The sequence below is a fragment of the Anaerotardibacter muris genome (genome assembly GCF_943192915.1).
Taxonomy (GTDB): Bacteria; Actinomycetota; Coriobacteriia; order Coriobacteriales; family Eggerthellaceae; genus Anaerotardibacter; species Anaerotardibacter muris.
In genome coordinates this window covers 42,147-67,044 of record NZ_CALPCD010000008.1, presented here as the reverse complement: position 1 = coordinate 67,044, position 24,898 = coordinate 42,147, and the positions used below count along the sequence as shown (strand labels likewise).

Sequence of the window (24,898 nt, the reverse complement as noted above, 5' to 3'; positions counted from 1 at the left end):
CTTCCAAACCAAATTTTCTCGATTATACCCTTTTATAAGTCCGAAAAGTCGTTCAGGGACGTATCAATACGGTAACGTTCCCAGCCTCTTTCGCCAGCGTGATAGAAACAACCGCGCTCAAGGCCATCGGGGAGATATTGCTGGTCAACCCATCCGCCAGGATAGTTATGCGGATAGAGATAAGGGCCGTAGTCATCGCTACCAGGACGATGACGGTCGCGCAGATGGTTGGGCACTGCACGAGAGGGGCCTTTCTTAACTTCAGAGAGCGCAGAGAAATACGCTTGCGAAGATGCGTTCGATTTCGGTGCGAGCGCCATATAGACCGCGGCTTGTGCCAGGTTGATGCCGCATTCCGGGTATCCGATCACCTCAGCCGCCTTGAATGCCGCTTCAGCCACCAAGATAGCCTGCGGATCAGCGTTGCCGATGTCTTCGGAAGCTAAGATGAAGATACGGCGCGCGATGAACTTCGGGTCTTCCCCACCATCGATCATGCGTGCGAGCCAGTAGAGCGCAGCATCGGGGTCTGACCCTCGCATCGATTTGATGAAAGCCGAGATGATGTCGTAGTGCATATCGCGGTCTTTATCGTAGGAAAGATTGTTGTAAGGCATCGCAACCTGGACCATCTCGCGGGTGATGCGCTTGGACTTCTGTGCTTTAGCCACATCAGCAGAGAGCGCAAGCGTAGTGAGCGCAGCACGGCCATCACCACCTGAAAGCGTGAGGATGGTACTCAGAGCATCTTCGTCGAGTTCATATTGACCCGCAAGACCACGGTCGTCCTCCAACGCGCGCATGATGATAGTACGCAAGTTATCATCAGTCAGGCTATGAAGCTCGATCAGGCGCGAGCGCGAAAGGAGCGCGGAGTTCACTTCGAAGTATGGGTTTTCAGTAGTAGCACCGATCAGTACCACGATGCCGTCTTCGACCGCATGGAGCAGCGCGTCTTGCTGAGCACGATTGAAGCGATGGATCTCGTCGATGAACAAGATGGTGCGCAATCCTCGATTGACCAGGCGCTTGTCGGCTTCCGCGATGACCTTGCGCAGGTCAGAGACCGTACCTCCGATAGCAGAGACTTCCACGAAAGTGGCGTGGGTGCTCTGCGCGATAACGCGTGCAAGCGACGTCTTACCCGTACCCGCTGGACCATAGAGGATGATCGAAGAGAGCGTATCGTTCTCGATCGCACCGCGCAACCAGGTGCCTTCACCGAACGCTTCCTCCTGCCCTACGACCTCGTCGAGCGTACGCGGACGCATGCGCACAGGCAGCGGCGCGTGCTGCATGCGAGTTTCGTTTTCCATGTCCGTGAATAACGTATCCATCATCGATCCTTAGATGCATCATAAGCTGCAAGAATAGCTGATTCGAGCGCTGGGATATCCGCACTCTGGAATTCATAGGTGACCACTTGTGGCTGGTCGGGGTCTGCAGGATCTTCGCGCTCCACACGGATGAAGTTCGCTTCTACCTCTTCGAACCCTTGACGCATGAGCGCGAGCGCATAGCACTGCGCCTGCAACAGGTGCTTGAGATGGAGCGCTTCGTCGGTCTCTTCAGCCGAACCACCCGTTTTGTAGTCGATGAAGAATGCGTGTTTGGCATCGCCTTTCTCCCCTAGCGCAAGACCGTCGATCTCGCCCTCGAGGAAGAGAGGCTGACCTCCTGCTTCGAGCTTGAACATGAAGGGAACTTCGGCATAGATGCGCGGAGCTGCCATGAACCGCGCACAAAGATCGCTCGCAAGCCAGCGGTCGAGCGATGCGTGCAAACGATCGATCTGTTCAGGCGAAAGTTCGTTCGCAACCACCTGCGCTTCAAAAGCACTCTCGGGCAACAACGGCACCTCGCCAGGCACGTGGCGTGACTCGATAACGCGCTGAGCAAGACGGTGGAACGCCGTACCAAGAGCAACCGCGCTTTCTTGATGAAGCAGGGCAAGATCGTCTTCTGGGAACATGGGCTCTTCATCACGGGGTTCAAAAGCAGATGCTACCGCAAGATCCTCTTCTCTAGCGCTTTCGATCGTGTCATCATGGTCAGGTGCAATAGAGGAATACGAGACCACATCGAAGCGAACAGGATCGATCACCACCTCCCGTGATAGCACATCTCTAACGGGAACCACTGCAAAAGATTTATTCGAATTCTCTTGAGATGTTTGATCACCAAGTTTTTTTGATAGAACTTCATGGTGAATGACTGCAGGCTTAGTGCCCTTGAAGTCAAAAGCATAAGTCTTAGCGTCTGGGGTCTTATCCCATTTAAACACCTCATAAAGAAGGCCAAAAACACCTCTGCCTTCATACTCGAATTTGTCGCTAGCCCTGAACCCAAGGCAAAGATAGAGAGATTTCACAGCACGCGTAAGTCCTACATAGAGCAAACGTTGGGCATCATCGAGCTCTCCACGCCCGACACGCATATCCAAGAAACGTGAAAGGCATGATGGATCCATTTGTTCTATCCTGGTAGCATCAAACAACTCCTCGCTTTGATTAGGTAAATAACCTACTACTTCATAGTTGTCTTTTACGTTTTTAGGAATAGGGGGCTTCAAAAGGGCAATCACATTATCTCCGCAGGTATCAAGGCGGATTGAAGTGCTCTTAGGAAGTCCTGATTTGATCTCAGCCAAGGCCACGTGATCGAATTCAAGTCCCTTACTAGAATGGATGGTCATAATGCGCACATATTCACTATCAAGTGTTGCAAGAGAGCCTGGGGTCTGCTTAGATACAGCAAGGAATTCCTGGAAGTCATCGGCGATCTGATAGAACGGAGCACCTTCATTCTCCCAATCTTTTACTATGCTGAGCGCTTTGAAGATGTTCGCCGCAGTAGCAAGGCCTTCAGCACCTGAAAGTTGCAGACGATAGAGCCAACCAGAATCAACGAAGAGCGCATGTAGGGCACCATGAACGAAGCCACTCGCGAAACCAAGGCGCGTAGTTTGAAGCAACGAAAGTACGTGCAGGATCGAGTCAAGCGATCCTTCACTCAAGCTAAAGAGCTCGATACAGGTCCTGATTGCACCAGGCCCTCCATCTCGCAGGAGATCGCACAATGCCCAGAACCGCTGTGCAAAGGTGGACGTTGATCGACTGTCCTCAGGGTCTGGATTTGCGTGTCCTAACGCGAAGAAAACTTCGTCTGAGATATTGAACAAAGGTGAAGAGAGAACCTGAAAAAGAGCGGTAGAACTGGTCTGGTCAGAAAGAGCCGAAAGAACAGCCCCGACAAGCTGCACCTCTTTCATCTTTGCAAAGAGAGAGCCAGCGGTGATGACGCTCTCGAAGCCTGCGTCGGCAAGAGCTCGGGAATAGATGGCAACATTTTCCATAGATCCCAGCAGGATGACCATGTCTTTTGGTGAAGCCCCTGCATCACGCAGACTTGTGAAATGTTCAGCGATAGCTTCTGCTTGCCTTCTTCTCACATCATTGATCAAAGACTTGCCATTGCGACTCTCGAGCACATTCACCGTTACGCGTGGAATATCTTCAAACAAGAGGTCTGTTTCTTCATTCACTTTCCCCTTAGCCTGGAGCGAAAGGAAATCATCGCCAAAGAAAGATCGCTTGGAAAATATCGCATCAACGAATTTCAGGATATCGCCATGGCTTCTGAAATTGTCAGGCAAAGAAAGAACCTGATGAGAAGGATGTTCTTCAAGTTGGTTCTGTCGATGGCGGAAGAATACTTCAACATCCGCGCCGCGGAAGCGATAGATGCTCTGCTGAGCATCGCCCACCGTCATTACGTTCACGCCATGGTTACGTGAAAGAAGATCGATGATGGCAACTTGCAGAAGGTCAGTGTCTTGGAATTCATCGACCATGATCAACTTGAACTGATCTCGATAAGACTCAGTCAAGCTTGGATGAGCCTCCAAAGCATCACGGCACCTTAATAAAAGATCGGTGTTATCGAGCTTATCCGAGCCCTTAAGATGTTGGTATTCGTAATCGACCAGCTTCAACAGTTCCAGCAAGTCTCGCGTCATTACCACAGCGAATTCCTGGATGATCGCATAGGCGATCTGACCATAGGTCTCGCGGTAATGAAGGAAGAAATCAGCATCAGGCTTACCATTCCGATATTGCTTCGATGTCCTGGGAAACGACAATGCAACATTCAAAAAGTCTTCGATATCTGCTTCAGGCCGATCGAAGATCCCAGCGCTCAGATCAGCACAAGACAAGTAAGCCTGCGCCAATCCAAGTGCATCCTCTAGCTTGGCAAGATGATTCAAGTCGGTCGATGTTGGGTTTTCCCATCCTTGTGCAAAAGCCTGGTACTCTCGAGCAAGAGCCACAAGCTTACGCAGCAATACAGAAAAGTCTAATTTTGTTTCGGGGATGAGGATACTCTCAAAGCCATTCGGCATACTGCGTACTTGCTCCCAGAGCTTAGTCAATATAGTATCGATCCCTTCACTTTTCGGACCTCGCGAGGGCGGAAACCACTTGATCAAACGCCTAAGACGCGGGTTTGAACCTTCCTCGCGCCAGCGCTCAAGAACGGTTTCCAATGCGCGCTGCCAAAGCTCTTCAACTCCAGCGTCCTCGATCACCTCAAAAGCTGGATCGATCCCTAATTCAAGCGCATGTTCCCGCAAGATGCGCGAACACATGCCGTGAATCGTAGTGATCCACGCATTCTCTACTGCCCGTGCTTGATCACCAAGTCCTTCATCCTGAAGCAAGAGACGAATGCGCTCTTTCATCTCAGCGGCACCCGAACGGCTAAAGGTAATAGCAAGAACTTCATCGATGCTATCTATAAAAGACGTATTGACGCCTTCCCCTACCAACGCATTACCAATACGACGTGTAAGAGTGAAAGTCTTTCCGCTACCGGCGCCAGCAGCAACTGATAATGACGTATCAAGCGAAGTGATGATCTGCTTTTGGTTGGGTGTTGCACTACTTAGATCCATCGACCCTCTTTTCGCAATAGAGAACTGGACAATAGCTACATGCCTTGCTGTTGCGCGGATCGGGGGTAATATCACCCGTCACCATGCGCGAAATCACTTCCGCCAAACCGTCTTCTACTTGGTCGAGATATGCCTCCATATCCCCATGAACAACGTTGGACTTCTCTGTATACATATCACTTTCGGGTAGTGTCTCAAGGATAGAACCCTTTAATACCTGCTTGGGCTCTTTAGCACGGTAGCTCAGATACAAAGCTGCTTTTGGATGCAAATCGTCGCCCTTACGACGAAGCGCCTGTGCGTAGATAAGCGCCTGAACTTTATCGGGAAGTTCGAAGGTTTCACCTTCTTCAAGCGGCGTGAAGCCAGCTTCGTGATCGGTTGTCGAGCCCTTGTAGTCGATCACCAGGAAGTTACCGCTCTCATCCTGGTCGATGCGGTCAATACGACCATGAATGATAGCGCCGCCATAGACCACCGTGTCTTCCTTGCGAATTGCCTCCTCATGAGCGCTCACGCTATAGCCTGGAAACATGTGCTGCTGATATGAAAGGCTATCTTCTAGCTGGCGTTTAAGGTGAGCTAATTCTTCGCGCTCCAATTCGCCAGTTGGAAGATACCTATCGCCTGGCTGTGCCTCAATCTGCGCGTCTGCCACAGAATCAAATACCTCGCTGAAGAACGCTAGAGCCTCATCGATGTTCTCTGGATCGATACGCTGGTAACCTTTTTGAGCCCACTGGTCATAAAAAGACTGGAGCACACTATGTGCGAACAATCCCGCTTCACGCGGTCCAAATTCCTCCCCCTCGTCTTCAAGATGCAGCTTTCGTTGCACAAACCAGCGATATGGACACTTCAGATAAAGCTCGAGTCCCGAAGGTGAAACGACCGGTCGCAAAACACCTTGCGAATCGGGAGTAAAAGGAACCAAATCTTCCAATTCAGAGACAGACAGATTCCCGCGTTCCGCCTGTCCTTCATATACGATATCGCTTTCAACAAGGGGAATGATGCGCGCCGTAGAATCAAACGCATCTTCACCTAGAGGCACTCCCGCGATCTTGTTCTTCTGAAGTTCTCGTTCGTTCAAGAACGACTCCAAGAAGAACGCAGGGAAATATTCATCTCCCGAGAGGTCTTGTTCAGCGAATTGAAACACCACTTGATCGCGAGACGTGCGAACAGCCCGCGCGAACATGCGCTCCATGTCAATGAGTCTGGTATTTGTAAAAGGTATATCAAAACGGCGCGCGAAATCTGTGAGCGTCGAGACACGCTGCGCGCCACTATAGTGGGCGCTGTCGAGCGAGGTGAGCACTACTAGATCGCAGCATCCTTCTGGATATGAAGCAGCATCTTCGAGCGTGGTGAACAATACGCGCGATTCACCGTTGCAACTCACCTCGGCAAAGGGCGTAAGGTTCTGATCGCAAGTCTTCCTGGTGTCAGATCTTCGATCAGGTTCGAGCGCCCACTGGAAAGGAACGCTGAGCGAATCGATAAGATCGAAGAACGAATAGGGCTCTTGGCCTAGTTTTCGCGCTTCTCGATAGAGACTTTTCACACGAGAAAGAGCGGCGAGCTCACAAGAAATTTCCGCACCTGATAAGCCCAGTCGATGGACCATATCTTCGAAGTAGCCCAAGAGTATATCAGCGTCACTGTCTTGCATGAGCGCTTCAAAATATTCAAACGAGCTGGAAGCATGCTGTAGCGCTGCATGGACTTCGAAAGCGCCAAGAGACCTATCTGCGCGAATAGCACGAAGCAAACGGCTGCGCTGCGCCTCCATGATCTGTGCATACGGTGACTCGATATAGGTTGCTGCGGCCCGCAGGATCGCTTCACGCGAAAGATCTTGCCCTCGATAGACAAGTTGAGCGATCGCATCGAAAGCCTGACCGAAAAAAGTGACAGAAAACGGACGACATGATCTGAGCGACACAGCAAAATCCTGATCGATCAAGGCATCTTTAAGCTCAAGAAATAGATCAAAAGGATCTGGAGCGCTAACCAAGATCTTGCTATTTAAATCCATCGACTGAATAGACTGAAAGACCATTTGAGCCGCGGCTGTTTCACCCTTTGGGTTAAGCAACGAATACCTACGATCTGCGGGAAGCTGAGTTTCCATTTCGAGTGAGTTCGTATCAGAGCCAGTTCGATGTTCAGTGTTCATCAACTGCGGTGATTCTTCCGTATAAGAGCTAGAGACCTGGCGAAGGAAGGCTGAAAAATAGACTGGCAAAGGCTTCATCGTGCGAACAACAACTTGTTCTAAGCTTACAAAGGAAACGATCTTGTTGAGTGCTTGAGATGACTCAATCAGTCCAGCTTCAGCGAGCGTGCTTTCGTAACTACATGTAAACTGGACTATCTCTTGGTCGATGGGCGTAAGATCGTCTTCATGCGCCTTGCAGAATTCAGGGGTGATATAGCCAATCGCTTCATGAAGGAAAGGGCGAAGCAAGGACACAGTGCCTGCGGAACGGACCCACGTGTCTTGCTGCTCAAGCAACGCATTCACGATCATGGTTCGTTGAGCTGCGCTCACGATTCGTTCACGAGTTCCCCACACATCCCAGAGTTCTTCAATGAGCGACTCTGGAGTGGTGGCTGTTACGCCAAGAAGAGCGTCACCGCAGCTCAAAGCACACTTCTTACGATAGCGAAGCGCTTCTTCTTGAGTCGAGAACAGTATGACGGTCTCTGTAATCATGCTCTCACTTTCATACAAGTCGGAAACAGCTGAGTTTGAGCTATTTATTCTAGCGCAAACCCTGTATACTTGGTGGCAACCACTCTCTGTTACGCGATGGACCGATGACTAATACTAGGGAGTTCTACATTGCGTGTGAAATGGGGATTCGTATCCGTTGATACGAAAGCCAGGAAGCCCGCTGCGAACACCCACCTTCCTTAGGTGGGTTCATCCTAGGAGAGTGGTTTTTTCATGCCCTCATTCGAAAAGGGCAATCCCCCGCTCTACTGATCCTGGCAACCCTACCACGAGCTTGGTGCAGAGAATCCTAGGCTCTCTTGCCGCCACAACACCACCTGATCTTCTTTGAGAGATGCAGGCAGGTCGATGACGCGCTGGTTCGAAGAGCCCTTCCATTGCAGATCGTAGCTATTCAAGTCCTGGATGAATGGCCCATCAACGAGCACATCGCACTGAGCGAGCAGCTCAGGAGCCTTTTCATGCGGATGGCCCGCCATCAGGTCTTCGAACAGATAGCCCGAATATATCCATAAGTTATAGCCTTCTGCGCGCAATTCCCGCGCGAGCTCGAGCATGCCCTCGGTCTGCTCGAAGGGCTCACCCCCTGTGAGCGTGACCCCATGGATGAGCCTGTTCTGATGGATCTGATGGACAAGGTCGGACACTTCACACAGATAGCCGCCCTCTGCAGGCTGCGAATCAGGATTGTGACATCCTGGGCAACGATGCGAACAGCCCTGCACAAAAACGGAGAACCGCAACCCAGGCCCATCAACGATGGACTCAGGTGCGGTTCCGTACATTCGCAAGGTGGTCATTACTTGACCGAGTGCTTCACGCGTTCAGATTCTTCAGCACGCTTAGCGTCATTGAAGCGATCGAGCGTGCCGACCAAATAGCCCGTGATGCGACGGATGCGCTCGAAACGAACGTTGTCGTCTTCGCTGCGGCCGCACTTCGGGCAGCGATCGCCGATGATGCCGTTGTAACCGCACACGGGATCGCGATCGACCGGATGGTTGACCGAACCATAGCCAATGCCCGATTCCTTCATGTGGCGGATGATCTCCTCGAATGCTTCGAGGTTATTGGTAGGATCACCATCGAGTTCGATGTAAGAGATATGACCGCCATTGGTAAGTGCGTGATACGGTGCCTCGATGGAGATCTTATCGAAGGCATTGATGTCGTGATAGACCGGCACGTGGAAGCCGTTGGTGTAGTAGTCGCGGTCGGTTACGCCAGGGATGGAGCCATAGCGTTCGCGGTCCATGCGCACGAAGCGACCAGACAGGCCTTCAGCAGGCGTCGCGATGAGCGAATAGTTCATCTTGCGCTCCTGGCTCAAACGATCGAGGTAGCCACGCATATGGCCAACGATCTCAAGGCCGAGCTTCTGAGATTCAGGGTCTTGCGCATGATGGCTGCCCGTAAGCGCTACCAGCGCCTCTGCCAAGCCGATGAAGCCCACCGTAAGGGTGCCGTGCTTGAGCACTTCTTCCTGAGTGTCGTTCATGGAAAGCTTCTCAGAATCGATCCAAACACCCTGGCCCATGAGGAACGGTGCGTTGTACACATGCTTGCTCGCCTGGATAGCGAAACGTTCATCGAGCTGACCAACGACCAGCGCGAGCTTAGCATCGAGCAGGTCGAAGAATAGTTCACGGTCGCCCTTGGAACGAATAGCCAAACGAGGCAGATTGATAGAAGTGAAGCTCAGGTTACCGCGGCCCGTGGTGATCTCGCGATCGGGGTCGTAGACATTGCCCATGACGCGCGTACGGCAGCCCATGTAGGAAACTTCGGTCTCAGGCGTGCCCTTGTAATAAGGCAGATTGAACGGCGCATCAACGAAGCTGAAGTTCGGGAACAAACGCTTTGCGGAGCAGCGCATGGCAAGCTTGAACAGGTCATAATTCGGATCGCCTGGATTGTAGTTGATGCCTTCCTTCACACGGAAGATCTGGACCGGGAAGATGGGCGTTTCGCCACTGCCAAGGCCTTCTTCAGTTGCCAGCAGGATGTTCTTGATGACCATACGGCCTTCAGCGGACGTGTCCATGCCATAGTTGATGGAAGAGAACGGCGTCTGGGCGCCAGCGCGAGAGTGCATGGTATTCAGGTTGTGGACGAGCGCCTCCATAGCCTGGAAAGTGGTGCGATCGGTGTCGTTCTTAGCAGAGGTCTCTGCGTAATCCATCGCACGCTTGGCGGTGTCTTCGTCAACACCCAGATCAGCAAGTTCGGACTTGATAGCGCCTTCGAAGGTGGCATCCATGACCAAGGTTGCGACCTTGCCCGTTTCACCCTCGACACGACCGATGATGGTCTCAGTAGCTTCTTTGGGGTTTTCGATATCAGTGAGCAGGCTGAGCGCCTCGAACAGATGCTTCTTGTAGAGACGCTTATAGGTCTTCTTCACACCCAATGCCAGACCATAGTCGAAGTCGCAGATGGACTGACCACCGTGCTGATCGTTCTGATTGGACTGGATAGCGATGCATGCGAGCGCCGAATAGCTGGTGATATCGTTAGGCTCGCGCAGTACACCATGACCAGTGGAGAAACCGCCCTTGAACAAGCGGCGCAGATCGATCTGGCAGCAGGTGGTGGTAAGCGTGTAGAAGTCCATATCATGGATGTGGATATCGCCTTCGCGATGAGCGCGCGCATAGCGCGGATCGATGACGCACATCTCATAGAACTGCTTTGCAGATTCGGAACCATACTTGAGCATGGTGCCCATAGCGGTATCTGCGTCGATGTTAGCATTTTCGCGCTTCATGTCTGAATCGCTAGCCTTGGAGAAGGTAATATCCTTCAAGGTCTGCACCAAGCGGCTGTTAACGTCGCGCACACGGTTACGCTCTGCACGATAGAGGATGTATGCCTTGGCGGTCTGGCTGAAGTTCGCTTCGATGAGCGCTTCTTCGACGAGGTCCTGAATGCCCTCGACCGTAGGGGTTCCCTCGATAGCGCCATGCTCGAGCTTCTCCATGACAGCATCAGTGATCTGCTCAGCGACCGCACGATCCTGCATCGCACCGGATGCCTGGAATGCCTTTTCGATCGCATCAGCGATCTTGGTCTGATCGAAAGCAGTTTCTCTGCCGTCACGTTTGATAATCGATGTAATCATGTAGCTTCTCTCCTCGTTGTCTAAGTGGTTCGTTTCTAGTTCGTTTTTTCAGCAACGATGCCTATCGAGAACGACCAGGCTTTACTTACTTCTCTACTCGTTTTTTCCTCTAGTTTTCCACGTCTTTTGCCCATGTTATGCACAACATATTGTGCCTTGGTCAAAAAGTTCGTATAGATATAGTAGGAAGAGAAAACTTTGCATACAAGTCTTGACATGGAAATTTTTGGCGTTTGGCATAAAACTTCTTCCGGGGTGTTTCGGCATGAAAAAAGCGCCCCTGTATGAGAGGCGCTAAAACACCAGGAATCTTGAATGGAGCAACCTAGTGGACCGCACCATAATAGTAGCCCCATCCATGAGATGACAGCGACGAATTGAACTGATCGCACAACCGCTCACGGGTGTAGGTGCCCGGCGGAAGCAACGAAACGATCTCTTGAAGATCGGGGTTCAGATCGAGCGCCTCTGCTTGCACCACGATATCAAGACGCGTCTGTTCTTCTGCGTCGGCGAACAGGCTCTCGACGAATTCCTGCAGTACGCCGAAGTCTTCGCTCTTCTCCAGTTTTCCCATAGCGTCTCCTTCCCTATTCCACCACGTCAAGACCTGCAAGGGTCGCTACGAGCGCACCAGTGTAAGCTACGCTTGCAGCTCCTGCTGCCCGGAGGAACTGCACGCCCCAAGCATGCAGCTTGAAGGCGGCATCGACCATAGTATCTGGCGAATAGTAGGGATTATCTTTATCAGGATCGAGGGCGCGTTCGATCAGTTCGCGCACTACCAATTCCACCAACAAGGGCTTGTTGGTATTAGCTCGCAAAGTCTCCACAACGATCTGGAGCTTTTCAAGACGCGCACCCGAAGCAACACCGATCACGCTTGCGCCATATTCATCCGCTAGCTGTACCGCTTCTGCAAGCGTGTGAGAGCCTGAAGGAAGTTCGCCTTTGTCATTGAGCGCGAAAGAGAGGAACACCGGGCCATCATAGACTGCGCGGGCGGCGATGAGCGCGCACTGAGCATCGTAGCCGTTAAAAAACCCACTGAAATAGATCGCATCGAAGGGATACGCGATCAATTCGCTCACCGCTTGCTGGTACTGCTTGCGAAGCGCCTTGAGCGATGTTGCGCTCGATTCGTCGATGGGCAACCCTGTGGGGCCGATGACCGCAAGACTATGCTGCGGGTTGGCGGCATCCACCGTTTCCCACGCCATCTGGGCAACCTCAGGCCCACGGCCTTCGAACTTCTCGTGCGCTAAGCGCGCGTTGGTGATGCATTCGGTGGGCGTGCACAAGCACGGAACCTCGATCATCTTCTCCATCTGGTAAGCCTGCTCGATCAGCTCCGGCTCGCACAAGTCGATATATGCCTCTTCGGTCTTTACGTTGAAACCTTGCTGCTCGAAAAGACGGTCGAAGGTAGTGGACAGCACCAGCATGTCCTTGCCAAATCTCATCTGAATGTCCGCCATGGTACCGCCTTAAAAAGAAAGCAGGCCAGAAAATGCGTCTGACCTGCTGAAACGTACGTGGTGGAGACGATGGGGATCGAACCCACGACCTCAGCATTGCGAACGCTGCGCTCTCCCAACTGAGCTACGTCCCCACGCTTTGAAGCAAAGTTGCGCGATGTGCGCCGTTTTGCCTTTCAACATTGTACGCGAGCGAACCCGCTTGTCAATCCAAAGAACCCGACAGGCACACCGCTTCACCGTGTCTTCGAAACTTGTGCGTGAGCAGTACCATGAAGCCGAACAGTGAAGCAGGCCTCACCGGGCATCGTGCTGGCTGCCCTACTAAGCGTCTTATTAGACGCTTTACTGGATACCCTCCAGCTCGGGGATGTACGCAAAACCTTTTTCCAGGTCTTCATCACTAGGAACATAGTCGGTCATCGTGCCGTTCTGATAAGCCTGGTAGGCGGTCAGGTCGAAATAACCCGTGCCCGTAAGGCCGAACACGATAGTCTTCTCCTCACCCGTTTCCTTGCACTTGAGCGCCTCATCGATAGCCACACGGATGGCGTGGGAAGATTCCGGTGCTGGCAGCGTTCCTTCAACGCGCGCGAACAACGTTGCCGCCTCGAATACACTGGTCTGCTCTACCGCACGTGCTTCATCGATGAAGCCATCGTGATAGAGCTGCGAGAGGATCGGGCTCATGCCGTGATAGCGCAGGCCACCAGCATGATTCGGGCTAGGGATGAAGCCAGAACCCAGGGTATACATCTTCGCGAGCGGGGTGACCTTGCCCACGTCGCAGAAGTCGTACGCGAACTTGCCGCGGGTCAGTGTCGGGCAGCTTGCAGGCTCGACCGCAATGAAGTACGGTGCGTCCTTGCCTTCCAGCTTGTCAGCCATGAACGGAGCCATCAGACCACCCAGATTCGAACCACCACCAGCGCAACCGATCAGGATGTCGGGCTTCACGTCGATCTTGTCGAGAGCGGCCTTGGTCTCCAGGCCGATGATGGACTGATGCAGCAGCACCTGATTCAGCACCGAACCGAGCGTATAGCGACAGCCCTCGGTCGAAACCGCTTCTTCAACAGCTTCAGAAATAGCCGTGCCGAGCGAGCCGGTATTATCGGGGTCCTTCTCGAGGATGGAGCGGCCCACGTTGGTCTCCATGGAAGGCGATGGCGTCACACGTGCGCCATAGGTTTCCATGACCGCTTTACGGAAGGGCTTCTGCTGCGCGGAAACCTTCACCATGAATACATGCAGGTCAAGGCCAAAGAAGCCGGTAGCCATGGAAAGTGCGGTGCCCCACTGGCCCGCACCAGTCTCGGTGGTCAAGCAGGTAAGGCCCTGCTGCTTGGCGTAATAAGCCTGTGCGATAGCAGAATTCAGCTTGTGAGAGCCCGAGGTATTATTGCCCTCGAACTTGTAATAGATCTTCGCGGGAGTATCGAGCGCTTCCTCCAAGAACTTCGCATGGATGAGCGGAGACGGACGATACATGCGATAGAAATCGCGCACCTCATCAGGGATGGCGATGAACTTGTCGGTAGCATTCAGCTCCTGTTTGGCAAGCTCGGTACAGAACACTGGCTCCAGATCGGCCACCGTGACCGGCTGAAGCGTTGCTGGGTTCAGGATAGGCGCATGGTCAGTATTCATGAATGCACGAATGTTGAGCCATTCTTTAGGCAGCTCTTCTTCGGCGAGGTAAGTCTTGTACTCGGTGCTGGTTCGGTTTGTCATTTCGTTTCCTTTCCAGAAACTGCTATGAATCGTTTGTCCGTTTCAATCATAGTCGCGCACTGCTGCACAGGAGGGCAAAAAGCCGCGAGCGTTAGTGAAGGGTGCGCTTCAGGTGCTCGAGCAGCGCAGTGCAGCCGGCGTCCACATCGTCGAAGGTAACGTCGAAATCGCCCGTGTACCAGGGGTCAGCTACATCGCGCGACCAACCAGGCCAATCGAGCAAGAGCGTGCATTTTTCTTGCGGGTCCTTCTTGAACAAGCGCATCATGTCGCGACGGTTGTATTCATCCATACCGATGATGTAGTCGAAACGGTCATAGTCGGCAGCTTTCGCCAGATGCGCTGCGCGCGGTTCGAAGGGAATATCGAAGCGCTCGAGCATCTCACGCGTGCCATGATGAATATCGGAGCCGATCTCGTCAGTATGGAGCGCGGCCGATTCGACATGGATGCGGTCCGCAAGACCCGCACGCGCAACCTTGTCCTTCATGACAAATTCCGCCATAGGTGAACGACAGATGTTTCCGTGACAAAGGAACAGGATCGAAGTCATAGCTTGGCCTTTCTTTGACGTGCGGTCATGCGCCGTGGACGATCTCGTAGGCATCGTTGCGCGCAAGCCCATACGCATCGCGCATATGGGCGACGATCTCTTTCTTGGAAAGCTCCCCTGCTTGCAGGAGCGCTTGGGCTTCTTCTCGCGCGACTTGTAGCATGTCGCTGGCTTGAAGTGCGGTCTCTTCGTCGCTTGGCGCATCGACGACCAACACGATCTCGCCCTTGATAGCGCCTTCTTGTTCGCGCTGCGCGAACCTACGCGCTACTTCATCCGAACGGCCGCGCACTACTTCTTCGTGAAGCTTGGTCAGCTCACGACACACAGCCACCTGACGCAGCGGATACGCAGCCGCTATCGCTTCGAGCGCAGAAGCCACGCGCTGCGGGCTTTCGTAAAAGATGAGCGCTGCATCCAAGCCACGAAGGCTCTCGAGCAATGCCGCGCGCTCCCCTGCCTTACGTGGGAAGAACGCACCAAAATAGAACGCTGGGGACGTGAACCCGCTGGCCACATACGCGGTCGCAGCCGCCGTGCCACCAGGCAGGACCTCAACTGGCAGATCGCGTTCATAGGCTTGATCAATCAAACGCTGGCCTGGGTCGGAAACGCCTGGCATGCCCGCATCCGAGCAATAGCACACCGTCTCCCCTGCCGCGATACGGTCAAGCACCGCGGGCGCCTTCTGCGCGATGCTCGCTTCGTCCAATCGCTCAAGACGCTGCTGGATGCCGAGCGCCGCCAGCAACTTCCCTGTCACGCGCGTATCTTCACAGCACACCACATCACACGTTTCCAGCGCCGCCTTCGCGCGCGCCGTCATATCACCCAGGTTCCCCAAGGGCGTTGGACAGATGATCAATTTTCCCTGCGTGCTCACGAGCGAATGTGCTCCAAGAATCGGTAAGCCCAGCCGTTATTCAACGACCGCAACAACTTCAACTTCAACCAGAGCGCCCTTGGGCAGCGCCGCAACGCCCACCGCCGAACGCGCCGGCAGGTTCTTGTCGAAGAAGCGCGCATACACTTCATTGAACGCCACGAAATCGTTGATATCGGCCAGGAAGCAGGTGGTCTTCACCACGTGATCCAGATCGGTACCCGCAGCATTGAGCAGACCGGTCACGTTCTTCATCACCTGTTCGGACTGCTCCTGTATGGTAGTACCCACCATTTCACCACTGTGCGGATCGAGCGCGATCTGACCCGACGCGAACAGCATGCCATTTACCACGATACCCTGCGAATACGGACCGATCGCAGCGGGTGCATTGTCAGTGCGAACTACCTTCATGTGCAACTCTCCCACTCTTACCAAGTTATATCTTTCAATTGCGACCTGCTTAACTACAATAGAGACAGAAACGCAACGGTTTTCATTATTCCACGAAAACAACCTGCTGGCACGAGAAATGCCGCATGACCATCTGCAAAGAAAAGGATCGCGATAGACATGCTCACGCTCGACACCTTCGAAGATGCTTCCAAACGAGTTCAGGAAGTAACCCAGGAAACGAAGCTCATCTACAGTCCCTATTTCAGCAAGGAAACGGAAAACGAGGTCTATCTTAAGCCTGAGAACATGCAGCGCACGGGCGCCTATAAGGTGCGCGGTGCCTACTATAAGATCTCAACGCTGCCTGAAGAAGAGCGCAAGCGCGGTCTTATCACCGCGTCGGCAGGCAACCACGCCCAGGGGGTTGCTTATGCAGCAAAGAAGTTCGGCGTGCCAGCCACTATCGTCATGCCCACTACCACGCCCTACATCAAGGTCGAGCGCACTAAGGCGCATGGCGCTGAAGTGGTGCTGGCGGGCGAAGTTTACGACGAAGCATACGAGCATGCATTGAAGCTCGCCGAAGAGCAGGGGCTCACCTTCATCCATCCGTTCAACGACCTCGAGGTTGCCGCAGGCCAGGGGTCGATCGCCATGGAGATCGTGCAAGAGCTGCCGCTGGTCGATGTTATCCTGGTTCCCATCGGTGGCGGCGGTTTGGCATCGGGTGTTTCCACGCTCGCCAAGATGCTGAACCCGCGCATCAAGGTCATTGGCGTTGAACCTGCAGAAGCAGCCAGTATGAAGGCATCGCTCGAAGCGGGCAAGGTAGTGAAGATCCCCTCCGCTAACACCATCGCTGATGGTACGGCGGTGCTCGAACCAGGCGATAAAGTGTTCCCCTATATCCAGGAAAATGTCGACGAGATCATAACCATCGACGACGACGAGTTGATCGTGGCGTTCTTGGACATGGTCGAAAACCATAAGATGATCGTTGAGAATTCGGGGCTGCTCACCATCGCAGCACTGAAGCATCTGGATATGAAGGACAAGAAGGTAGTGTCTATCCTTTCAGGTGGCAACATGGACGTTATCACCATGTCCACCGTTGTGCAGCATGGACTTATCCAGCGCGATCGAATCTTCACCGTATCCATCCTGCTGCCCGATCGCCCAGGTGAATTGGTGAATGTTGCTTCGATCATTGCAGAACAGAATGGCAACGTCATTCGTCTTGATCATAACCAGTTCGTCACCGCGAACCGCAACGCTGCTGTAGAACTGCGCGTTACCATCGAAGCCTTCGGGCCCGATCATAAAGAGCGCATCGTTCATGCTCTAGAAGAGGCGGGCTATTCCCCTCAGCTGATCCAAGCCCATCTGTAAAAACCGAACGCGTTGGGACCAGATCCCGAACCGGCCAGTGTTGACGAGAATCAATAGGCACTAAGTTCCCATTTGGGATGATTTGTAATATTTCTCAATATTATTACCATTTAGGATCATATTTATGAGAAACGCCAGGTGAGCGAATAATGTGCTCATCATTCTCTTAAAGGCTCATGGAACGCTTTGCCACTGCAACGCGAGGCTCAGCGTTGGATAAGATGCGGTCGACCATCGCAGTAGCATCCGCAGACAATCCTTCAGGGTCGAATGACTCAAGTCCTTCCACGACTTCTTGAATCACCTTCTCGAACACTGGCACTGGAATATCCAGCTCTTGCGGGATGGCCATGAGGTCTTGCTCGTCCACGTCTTGCAGATAGCGGTGTTTGCCGATATCGAAAGCCATCTTCGAAGAATAACCCGTGAGCGGGACACAGATAGCGCCATAGAGCGGTGCGAGCCTTCGGCCTGTCCATCGCTCGTTATAGAGCAGCGAGATGCTCCGAAGATGAGCTTCGGCGTTACCGATGAGGTAATTGAACACCAGTCGTTTCGCAAACTCCCTCTTGCCAGCATAGGGATCTTCGACCGTATCGTCCAAGAGCGCGCCTATCATCTTGATATAGCTTTGCTCGATGGAGTCGGGCTGATACTTGAAATGAGCAGGCAGCCCTAAAGCCTGACATGCATCTTCCTGATGGAGCCTTAGAACGCGTCGGTCGTCCTGGTCACCTACCCAGATTCTGTCATAGCGCTTTATGGCAAGAGCGCCTGAAAGGCCCTCTATCAGGGTTGCCTCCGCTGCATCGATGCCGCATGCTGTAGCCAGCAATGAACAGACGAGTTCATTAAAGACAAGATCTTCCTCCCCTTTACGTGAGAGCTTGATGATATGCGTCGAAGGTGCGGTGCCTTTCGGAACGAGCCAATCGTTGAGCGCGGCCGATGAAGCCGTAAGGTCTTCGGGGAGGAACCAGGCCACTTTTGATTGAGCGCCTGGAAGCGACATGCGCAGCTCGCTCACGATCTGGGCGGTGGTACGAACAGGGGTGGTTACCAAGGACTCAGCGGTCCACTTATCGAGCGGCTCATATTGAGCAACATATTCACGCGCATTCAAGCGCTCAGACATGAAAGTGAGTGCACCTACGCTTTCGCACCCAAGCTGCTCGAGCAGAGCAAGGTAGTCGTTTCGAGAGACCTGATACATCCGCACGAGCTCGCTCATCACTTCCCCATCAGGAAGAAGAGCACTGAAGAAGAGAGCTGCCTCTCCTGAATCGTAAGGCGCAAGGTCAAGAGGAAGTCGCTCGGAGATACCCAGCTGATCCGCCTGTTGCGCTTCGTCGAGATAGTTTCGGTCGTACTGGAATGTTGCGCCCGCCACTGAATCAGAGTCGATACGGCCAACATAGACCCTGCCATCAGGTGTGTCGCGAAATACGAGGAGACCCATGCTAGTTGCCCCTTGCTCTTGCGAAGAGATCGATGCCGAGCGTCTTGCACACATGGATGACCTGCTTGATGTTGCCGCCAGCGATGCCACGTTCGATTTCACCGATGAAACGCGCGGAGCATTTGCAGGCTTGAGCAAGTTCGGTCTGGGTATAACCCAGCTCTTTCCTGCGATCCCGTAAGATCTTACCCAGATCTTCTGCATCACGGATCTTGCCGTCAGGATTTCTTGGTTTCGAAGGGGTCGTGAGCTTCATGATCGCGCCTTATCTACATGATAATACCATTCAGGAAGATTATAGCAGAAGGAGCCTGCAAATTACCGTTTAGTAAGATTCTCTTTCGCGCGAATTGCAGCATCTTCCCTTTTGGTACTATGTTAAGTTATATAAATAGAATATTCCCAAATAGTAAGATACATACATTCAAAGAAGAATCATTGATGCACGACAAGCAAAAATGGGACTCTCAGGATCTGACCCTGAATGCCCCAAAAGTGGACAGTTTGGGATCCGGTCCGGAGTGGACGGGTTAGAGGCAGAAGCCGATCACTATGGAGAGGGCGTTGTTGGCATCCATGGAGAGCAGGTTGGACTGCTCGGTGTCGTAGCCGCTGCCCTGGGTGTAGAACTGGGTAGCAGTTTCAGGATTGGGAGTACGAAGCCACCAGTTAAGAGATTGTTCGCCTGCGATCTTCTTCAGCAGATCATTCTTGAAGCCAGGGTCAGCGAACAGCGAATATTGCGATCCTTCTGCGTTCAGAACCTTCGCGTATCCCTGGTCGCCTTCAGAGACGCCCATCAGCTCAACGAACGAAAGCGCCCATACCTTCTCATTGGTAACGGTTACCGCATCAGCGGATTCGGTCTGACCGGTATTGTTAGTAGACTTCTTCACCCCAACGATATAATTTTGCAGATCAGCTGGTAGCGAATCGAACACTTCCCCATCCAGCTTCGTACGCAGCTCAGAAGCTTCCCAGCCGCCAACATTGGTAGCTGAACCGTTCATATCACCCTTGGACACGGGCACCGTTACGATGAAGCTCATGCCCGCATTACCAGAATTATTGCTGCGGGGGTCGTGATACACGCCCGCCAATTGTGCCTGAGCGGTCATACCATCAGCAAGCTGGAATTCCTTCACCAGATCATCGCGCAGTGCGCCATCATCATCTACGAAACCATGTTTCTTAGCTTCGCGCATCGCACCGTCAACATTGCCAGCAAGGGTCATATCGCTTGCGATGGTAGCCAACTCTTCCCACGAATAATCATTGAACTCTTGCGGCTCATCCGATGTGTCGTTGCTGTTGCTGTATATAAACGCGAAACCCGCGATACCCAGCACTATAAGGAAGATCGCGCCCGCAAGGATCTGCTTCCAGGTTGTCTTCGGCATAACGCGATCGATCATCTGGTTACATTCAGTGCATTTGAAGCCATCTTCCTGATGGCGAGCACCACAGTGCGGGCAGCGCATAAACGATTACTCCTTGGCTTGAACGGTCACTTCGGTAACTTCGAGCTCTTCAACACGCTGGGGCTCACTCTCCTGCTTGAGCGTTTTGGAGAACAACACCTTCGTGTCTTCCTGCACCGCAGAAGCCTGCTTCTTAGCGTTCTGCTCGGCCAGATTCGCCTTGGCTACCGAGATCATGAGCTTGATACGATTGAGCTGGTTCACTTCCGAAGCGCCTGGGTCGTAGTCCACGGCAACGATATTCGTACCAGGATAACGACGACGCAGTTCCTTGATGGTAGCCTTGCCCACCACGTGATTCGGCAAGCATGCGAAGGGTTGCGTGCAAACGATATTCGGCGCACCCGTCTTGATCAGCTCTACCATCTCGCCCGTGAGCAGCCAGCCCTCGCCCATGGAGTTGCACAGGCTCAAGATCTCTTCAGCGTATTCTGCGATCTCGTAGATATTCGCAGGAGGTTCGAAACGCTGGCTCTTCTCGAGCGCTTTAGTGACCGGCAGCCTCAAGCGACGGATCGCCTCAAGACCGATCTTGCTTCCGAAGGCGCTCTTGGCAGACTTACCGATCTCACGCTGGAAGATGCCGCCTGCGATACCGAACAAGAAGAACTCGATAAGACCCGGCACCACGACCTCGCAACCTTCAGCTTCGATCTGATCGACGATCTGGTTGTTCGCGGTCGGGTGGAACTTCACCAAGATCTCGCCGACCACACCAACCTTCGGCTTCGTGCCTTCGCCCTGGAGCGGCAGTGTATCGAAATCTTCCACGATCTGGTTCACGGTCTTCTTGAATTCCGACATCTTCACGCCACGCATCAGCTGCTCTTTGCACTTCGCCATCCAGTAGTCGAAGAGCCTATTCGCGCTGCCTGGTTCGATCTCGTAGGGACGCGTGCGATAGAGGCACATCATCAAGAGGTCGCCATACTGCAGGGCGTAGATAGCTTGATAGAGCATGCCAGGCGTGATCTTGAAGCCGGGGTTAACCTCACCCAGATCCTTGAACGAGATAGCGATGACCGGGATATGGCCCAGCCCCACCGACTTCAGCGCCTTGCGGATGAGCGAGATGTAGTTCGTGGCACGGCAGCCACCGCCAGTCTGCGTGATGAGCACTGCCAGCTTGTCGGTGTCGTACTTGCCGCTCATAACTGCTTCCATGATCTGGCCCGTGACCAGGATGGACGGATAGCAGATATCGTTGTTCACGTACTTCAGACCCGCATCCACCGCGCCGTGGTCAACACTAGGCAACAACTCGACGTTGTAGCCATTACGCTTGAAGATAGGCACCAAGAGTTCGAAATGATAGGGCGCCATCTGGGGCGCCAGGATGGTGTAGCCTTCTTCTTTCATCTTCTCAGTGAATTGCGGGCGCTCGAATTCGGTCGAGACGCCTTCACGCTGTTCGACCTGTTCATGCGTGAGCACACCATCAGCCTTTTCGGTGAAGGAGTCGGGCACGAGCGCATCGATATCTTCGATCTGGATGCTTGCCGCTGGGCAGCCACGCTTCTGAGCCAATTCATCGGCGCGTGCTTCGCTGATCTGGTCCTGCTTATCCTTGAGTGCTGCCAGCAAGCTACGCACACGGATGCGCGCCGCGCCGAGATTCGACACCTCGTCGATCTTGAGAACGGTATAGACCTTGTCTGCCGCCTCGAGCACTTCTTGCACCTGATCGGTAGTGAGCGCATCAAGTCCGCAACCGAACGAATTCAGCTGGATAAGGTCCAGGTCATCGCGCTGGGTGACCACCTTAGCCGCAGCGTAGAGGCGCGTATGATACATCCACTGGTCCACGACGCGAATAGGACGCTCGAGCTGACCCAAATGAGCGATAGAGTCTTCCGTGAGCACCGCCAGACCAAAGCTGGTGAGCAATTCAGGGATGGCGTGGTTGATCTCAGGATCCTGATGATAGGGCCTACCCGCCAAAACGATACCATGGGTGCCCGTCTCTTCCATCCATGCGAGCGTTTCCGTGCCCTTGCGACGAATATCACGCTTGAAGGCTTCGTCCTCTTCCCACGCTGCATCTACCGCTGCATCGATCTGAGATGCAGTGGGAAGCCCGCCGCGCTTGCCCAAAACGGCTGCATATTCGCCCGTGAACGCATCGTGAAGGCGCTTCTTCAGCTTCTCCTTGTCGTGATACGGAAGCCACGGCGAAACGAAGGCGACATCGGATGTTTGCAGTTCATCGATGTTCAGGCGCAACGCTTCAGGATAGCTTGCCACGATCGGACAATTGAAGTGGTTGCCTGCAGTTTCGTCTTCCTGACGCTCCCATTTCGAACAAGGCATCCAGATAAGATCGGGTTCCTTGTCGAGCAGGTTCATGATGTGACCATGAGAGAGCTTCGCTGGATAGCACACCGATTCTGACGGCATCGATTCGATGCCCGCTTCGTAGGTCTTCTTCGTAGAGGGATCGGAAAGGACCACGCGATAGCCCAGATTCGTGAAGAAGGTGAACCAGAACGGATAGTTCTCGTACATATTCAACGCACGAGGCATGCCTACCGTAGCGCGCGTTGCCTCTTCAGCAGAGAGCGGCTCGTACACGTCGAAGAGGCGCTTGGTCTTCCACTCGAACAGGTTCGGCACCGTGCTCTTTTCCTTGCCAGCGCCCATGCTCTCGCCTTTTTCACAGCGATTGCCTGTGATGAAGCGGCGATGCTTGCCTGTTTCAGGATCAGCACCGAAGTCGTTCACCGTGAGCATGCAGCTGTTGGAACAGCCCTTGCATCGAAGGGTCTTATGGCTTGGTGCCAGCGCTTCGATCTGTTCGAGCGAGAGCATGCCCGAAACAGCTTCGATGCCCTCTTCTGCCAGGAGCTTTTCCTGAGCATGGAAGCGATCGCGTGCGAGCAGCGCCGCACCGTAGGCACCCATGTTGCCCGCGATGTCGGGACGCACTGCGTCCACACCTGCAAGCTGTTCGAACGCGCGCAAGACCGCATCGTTCAAGAACGTGCCGCCCTGCACGATCACCTTCGTGCCCACATCATGCGGGTCACGGATCTTGATAACCTTGAACAGCGCATTCTTGATGACCGAGATCGCAAGGCCTGCTGCGATATCGCCCACCGTTGCGCCTTCCTTCTGCGCTTGCTTCACGCGAGAATTCATGAACACCGTGCAGCGGCTACCCAAATCAACAGGGTTTTCTGCACCGATCGCGCTCTGGGCGAATTCGGAAACATCCAAGTTCAAGCCGCTCGCAAAGCTTTCGATGAAGCTACCGCAGCCAGAAGAGCATGCTTCGTTCAGCATGATATGTTCGATGACGCCATCTTTCACGCGCAGGCATTTCATGTCCTGGCCGCCGATATCCAAGATGAATTCGACGCCTGGGAGCATCTCCTGAGCACCACGCAGATGGGCCACCGTTTCGATCTCGCCCGAATCGAGGCGCAGCGCCTCGAGCAGCAAGCCTTCACCATAGCCCGTTACCGTAGCATGACCGATGGTGACCAGCGGCTCCCCTGTTTGAGGATCACGCGGCAAAGCGCGATAAAGATCGGCCATGCGCGCCTTGGCGCAGCCGAGCACGTCACCCTTGTTGCTGGCATAAGACGACCACAAGAGCGCCCCATCTTCACTGATGAGCGCAGCCTTGAATGTGGTCGAACCCGCATCGATACCCAAGAAAGCAGTACCGCGATAATCTTCGAGCGATTCACGACGCACGGTCTCGCGGTCGTGCCTTTCCTTGAATTCCTTGAGCTCCTCATCGTTGGCGAACAGCGGATCGAGGCGCACTACCTCGGAACCCTGAACGTCACCCAGATTCTCTAAGCGATCCACTACATCATCCAGGCGTTCTACCGTGGGATGTTCTACCTGAGCACCCGCGATAGCGCAACCACTTGCAACGAACAGATGCGCATTCTCTGGCACGATGATATGGTCTTCGTCCAGCTCGAGCGTTTCATAGAAGCGTTCGCGAAGCTGTGGCAGATACTGCAACGGACCACCCAAGAAGGCAACGTTTCCCCTGATGGGACGGCCGCATGCTAGACCAGAGATGGTCTGCGTGACAACAGACTGGAAGATGGATGCCGCGATATCTTGCTTCTTTGCGCCCTCATTGAGCAGCGGCTGCACGTCCGTTTTCGCGAACACACCGCAACGCGAAGCGATGGGATAGAGGATGGTGTGGCTTTCAGCCAATTCGTTCAGGCCAGTCGCATCGGTGTCGAGCAGTGCCGCCATCTGATCGATGAACGCACCCGTGCCACCTGCGCACGTACCATTCATACGCTGTTCGATACCATCATCGAAATAGATGATCTTCGCGTCTTCGCCGCCCAGCTCGATGGCAACATCGGTCTTAGGGATGAAGGTCTCCACCGCTGTCTTCGAAGCGATGACTTCCTGGATGAATTCGATCCCGAGCCATTGAGAGAGCAAAAGGCCACCCGACCCGGTGATAGCGACCGTGACTTCTTGATCGGAGATTTGCTGTGCTGCCTCTTTCAGCACTTCAAGAACGGTCGCGCGAACATCGGCGTGGTGGCGTTTATAGACCGCGAAAACGATCTCATTCTTGTCGTTCAAGACCGCGCATTTCACGGTGGTTGAACCGACGTCTACACCTAAATGCAGATTTGGTAAGCTTGTTGAATTTTCCATGTGGCTATTTTACTGAACATTATTTATCCTTAACAACAGTAAACAGCCCTTTTTCGAAGGAAT

Annotated in this window: 16 protein-coding genes and 1 tRNA gene; 1 reads left to right on the top strand and 16 read right to left on the bottom strand. The window is 53.5% G+C overall.

Annotated elements, in window-relative coordinates:
• Positions 1-32 precede the first annotated feature (32 nt).
• The 12 genes from NFR25_RS06940 to NFR25_RS06885 all read right to left on the bottom strand — a co-directional run bounded on the left by NFR25_RS06940 (position 33) and on the right by NFR25_RS06885 (position 15,880).
• Positions 33-1,337 carry a replication-associated recombination protein A gene (locus NFR25_RS06940; protein ID WP_251198523.1) on the bottom strand — a complete coding sequence of 435 codons (1,305 nt, stop codon included), beginning with the start codon at positions 1,335-1,337 and terminating at the stop codon, positions 33-35.
• The gene (locus tag NFR25_RS06935) at positions 1,337-4,954 is read right to left on the bottom strand and encodes a UvrD-helicase domain-containing protein (protein ID WP_251198522.1); all 3,618 of its coding nucleotides are present in this window, start codon (positions 4,952-4,954) and stop codon (positions 1,337-1,339) included. The genes NFR25_RS06940 and NFR25_RS06935 overlap by 1 nt, the downstream gene beginning before the upstream one ends.
• Positions 4,941-7,676 (bottom strand): PD-(D/E)XK nuclease family protein, encoded by a 2,736-nt coding sequence (locus NFR25_RS06930; RefSeq protein ID WP_251198521.1) that lies wholly within the window; start codon positions 7,674-7,676, stop codon positions 4,941-4,943. Before NFR25_RS06930 ends, NFR25_RS06935 begins: the two co-directional genes overlap by 14 nt.
• Before the next feature lie 284 nt (positions 7,677-7,960).
• Positions 7,961-8,497: an anaerobic ribonucleoside-triphosphate reductase activating protein gene (gene nrdG / locus NFR25_RS06925; protein ID WP_251198520.1), complete on the bottom strand. Its 537-nt coding sequence runs from the start codon at positions 8,495-8,497 to the stop codon at positions 7,961-7,963.
• Entirely contained in the window at positions 8,497-10,818 is a 2,322-nt protein-coding gene (locus NFR25_RS06920) for an anaerobic ribonucleoside triphosphate reductase (RefSeq protein ID WP_251198519.1), read from the bottom strand. The genes nrdG and NFR25_RS06920 overlap by 1 nt, the downstream gene beginning before the upstream one ends.
• A 325-nt stretch (positions 10,819-11,143) precedes the next feature.
• The gene (locus NFR25_RS06915) at positions 11,144-11,395 is read right to left on the bottom strand and encodes a hypothetical protein (protein WP_251198518.1); all 252 of its coding nucleotides are present in this window, start codon (positions 11,393-11,395) and stop codon (positions 11,144-11,146) included.
• Between the two features lie 13 nt (positions 11,396-11,408).
• Complete coding sequence (locus NFR25_RS06910) at positions 11,409-12,296, bottom strand: homocysteine S-methyltransferase family protein (RefSeq protein ID WP_251198517.1); 888 nt, start codon at positions 12,294-12,296, stop codon at positions 11,409-11,411.
• A gap of 58 nt (positions 12,297-12,354) precedes the next feature.
• A tRNA-Ala gene (locus NFR25_RS06905) sits at positions 12,355-12,430 on the bottom strand.
• 211 nt (positions 12,431-12,641) lie between these two features.
• On the bottom strand, positions 12,642-14,030 hold the full coding sequence (locus NFR25_RS06900; RefSeq protein WP_251198516.1) for a TrpB-like pyridoxal phosphate-dependent enzyme: 1,389 nt from the start codon (positions 14,028-14,030) through the stop codon (positions 12,642-12,644).
• 91 nt (positions 14,031-14,121) lie between these two features.
• Entirely contained in the window at positions 14,122-14,583 is a 462-nt protein-coding gene (locus tag NFR25_RS06895; protein WP_275556946.1) for a low molecular weight protein-tyrosine-phosphatase, read from the bottom strand.
• A gap of 25 nt (positions 14,584-14,608) precedes the next feature.
• Positions 14,609-15,466 (bottom strand): 16S rRNA (cytidine(1402)-2'-O)-methyltransferase, encoded by an 858-nt coding sequence (gene rsmI / locus NFR25_RS06890; RefSeq protein WP_275556945.1) that lies wholly within the window; start codon positions 15,464-15,466, stop codon positions 14,609-14,611.
• A gap of 36 nt (positions 15,467-15,502) precedes the next feature.
• Positions 15,503-15,880, bottom strand: a complete 378-nt coding sequence (locus NFR25_RS06885; protein WP_251198513.1) for a RidA family protein — start codon at positions 15,878-15,880, stop codon at positions 15,503-15,505.
• Between the two features lie 159 nt (positions 15,881-16,039).
• On the opposite strand from NFR25_RS06885, the gene ilvA reads away from it, so the two are divergent.
• Positions 16,040-17,251 (top strand): threonine ammonia-lyase, encoded by a 1,212-nt coding sequence (ilvA, locus tag NFR25_RS06880; protein WP_251198512.1) that lies wholly within the window; start codon positions 16,040-16,042, stop codon positions 17,249-17,251.
• Between the two features lie 166 nt (positions 17,252-17,417).
• Here the strand turns inward: ilvA and NFR25_RS06875 are convergent, their stop codons facing one another.
• The 4 genes from NFR25_RS06875 to NFR25_RS06860 all read right to left on the bottom strand — a co-directional run bounded on the left by NFR25_RS06875 (position 17,418) and on the right by NFR25_RS06860 (position 24,835).
• A complete protein-coding gene (locus NFR25_RS06875) occupies positions 17,418-18,710 on the bottom strand; it encodes a HipA domain-containing protein (RefSeq protein ID WP_251198511.1) in 1,293 nt (430 codons plus the stop codon).
• A gap of 1 nt (position 18,711) precedes the next feature.
• A complete protein-coding gene (locus NFR25_RS06870; protein WP_251198510.1) occupies positions 18,712-18,966 on the bottom strand; it encodes a helix-turn-helix domain-containing protein in 255 nt (84 codons plus the stop codon).
• A gap of 274 nt (positions 18,967-19,240) precedes the next feature.
• On the bottom strand, positions 19,241-20,191 hold the full coding sequence (locus tag NFR25_RS06865; RefSeq protein WP_251198509.1) for a DUF6273 domain-containing protein: 951 nt from the start codon (positions 20,189-20,191) through the stop codon (positions 19,241-19,243).
• 6 nt (positions 20,192-20,197) lie between these two features.
• Complete coding sequence (locus tag NFR25_RS06860) at positions 20,198-24,835, bottom strand: 2-hydroxyacyl-CoA dehydratase (RefSeq protein WP_275556944.1); 4,638 nt, start codon at positions 24,833-24,835, stop codon at positions 20,198-20,200.
• Positions 24,836-24,898 lie beyond the last annotated feature (63 nt).

Excerpts from the sequence above, each read along its gene's own strand:
- NFR25_RS06865 (WP_251198509.1), bottom strand. The coding sequence starts at position 20,191 with ATGCGCTGCCCGCACTGTGGTGCTCGCCATCAGGAAGATGGCTTCAAA.
- NFR25_RS06885 (WP_251198513.1), bottom strand. The coding sequence starts at position 15,880 with ATGAAGGTAGTTCGCACTGACAATGCACCCGCTGCGATCGGTCCGTAT.
- NFR25_RS06870 (WP_251198510.1), bottom strand. The coding sequence starts at position 18,966 with ATGAAGCTCACGACCCCTTCGAAACCAAGAAATCCTGACGGCAAGATC.
- NFR25_RS06935 (WP_251198522.1), bottom strand. The coding sequence starts at position 4,954 with ATGGATCTAAGTAGTGCAACACCCAACCAAAAGCAGATCATCACTTCG.
- NFR25_RS06900 (WP_251198516.1), bottom strand. The coding sequence starts at position 14,030 with ATGACAAACCGAACCAGCACCGAGTACAAGACTTACCTCGCCGAAGAA.
- nrdG (WP_251198520.1), bottom strand. The coding sequence starts at position 8,497 with ATGACCACCTTGCGAATGTACGGAACCGCACCTGAGTCCATCGTTGAT.
- NFR25_RS06895 (WP_275556946.1), bottom strand. The coding sequence starts at position 14,583 with ATGACTTCGATCCTGTTCCTTTGTCACGGAAACATCTGTCGTTCACCT.
- NFR25_RS06930 (WP_251198521.1), bottom strand. The coding sequence starts at position 7,676 with ATGATTACAGAGACCGTCATACTGTTCTCGACTCAAGAAGAAGCGCTT.
- NFR25_RS06910 (WP_251198517.1), bottom strand. The coding sequence starts at position 12,296 with ATGGCGGACATTCAGATGAGATTTGGCAAGGACATGCTGGTGCTGTCC.
- NFR25_RS06920 (WP_251198519.1), bottom strand. The coding sequence starts at position 10,818 with ATGATTACATCGATTATCAAACGTGACGGCAGAGAAACTGCTTTCGAT.
- NFR25_RS06915 (WP_251198518.1), bottom strand. The coding sequence starts at position 11,395 with ATGGGAAAACTGGAGAAGAGCGAAGACTTCGGCGTACTGCAGGAATTC.
- ilvA (WP_251198512.1), top strand. The coding sequence starts at position 16,040 with ATGCTCACGCTCGACACCTTCGAAGATGCTTCCAAACGAGTTCAGGAA.
- NFR25_RS06860 (WP_275556944.1), bottom strand. The coding sequence starts at position 24,835 with ATGGAAAATTCAACAAGCTTACCAAATCTGCATTTAGGTGTAGACGTC.
- NFR25_RS06940 (WP_251198523.1), bottom strand. The coding sequence starts at position 1,337 with ATGGATACGTTATTCACGGACATGGAAAACGAAACTCGCATGCAGCAC.
- NFR25_RS06875 (WP_251198511.1), bottom strand. The coding sequence starts at position 18,710 with ATGGGTCTCCTCGTATTTCGCGACACACCTGATGGCAGGGTCTATGTT.